Origin of the sequence: Mesorhizobium sp. M7A.F.Ca.CA.001.10.2.1 (assembly GCF_003998575.1) — a bacterium.
GTDB lineage: Bacteria > Pseudomonadota > Alphaproteobacteria > Rhizobiales > Rhizobiaceae > Mesorhizobium.
The window spans coordinates 1-957 of record NZ_RZQY01001136.1 but is presented as its reverse complement, the minus strand read 5'-3'; the positions used below and the strand labels follow the sequence as shown (position 1 = coordinate 957).

Here is a 957-nt window from a genome sequence, read left to right as displayed (position 1 = left end):
GGCTCTGGCTGCCGGCCGGCCGGTGGTGGCGCTGGAAAGCACCATCATCACCCATGGCATGCCCTACCCCGACAATGGCGCCATGGCGGCCGACGTCGAAAAGATCATCACCGATGGCGGCGCCGTGCCGGCGACGATCGCCGTGGTTGGCGGCCGCATCAAGATCGGGCTTTCGGACGGCGAGCGCGAATCGCTGGCGATGACGGGCGACGCCATGAAGCTGTCGCGCGCCGATCTCGGTTTTGCCGTGGCGCAAGGGCGCACCGGTGGCACCACGGTCGCCGCCACGATGATCGCGGCGCATATGGTCGGCATAAAAGTGTTCGCCACCGGCGGCATCGGCGGCGTGCACAAGGGCGCCGAAAAGAGTTTTGACATTTCCGCCGATCTCGACGAGCTGGCGCGCACGCCGGTCATCGTCGTCTCGGCCGGCGCCAAGGCCATTCTCGACATCGAAAAGACGCTGGAAGTGCTGGAGACGCGCGGCGTGCCGGTGGTCGGCCTTGGCTGCGAGACGATGCCGGCCTTCTGGTCCAGGCATTCGCCGTTCCGCGCGCCGCTGACCTTGCACGAGCCGGAAGAGATCGCGCATTTCTACCAGACGAGGGCAGCGCTGGGGCTCGCCGGTGGCATGCTGATTGCCAATCCGGTGCCGGAAAACCACGAAATCCCGGCTGAGGAGATGGCCGGCTATATCGAGGCCGCGCAGAAGGCCGCCGAGGCGCTCAACGTGACCGGCAAGGCGGTGACGCCGTTCCTGCTGGGAAAGATTCTCGAACTGACTGGCGGCAGGAGCCTGAAGACGAACATCGCGCTGGTCGAGAATAATGCGCGGCTGGCGGCGAGGATTGCGAAGGCGCTTTAGGGTCACGCAGCGAAGGTTCCCCCTCACCCGGATTCCCAAGACCGAATTGCAAAGAACAGTTCGGGGCAATCCGACCTCTCCCCGAGGGGAGA

The 957-nt window shown here is 65.5% G+C and carries 1 protein-coding gene; it reads left to right on the top strand.

Annotated elements, in window-relative coordinates:
* The coding region (locus EN964_RS35675) for a pseudouridine-5'-phosphate glycosidase (protein ID WP_164776483.1) at nucleotides 1–865 on the top strand (865 nt) is incomplete at its 5' end.
* Nucleotides 866–957 lie beyond the last annotated feature (92 nt).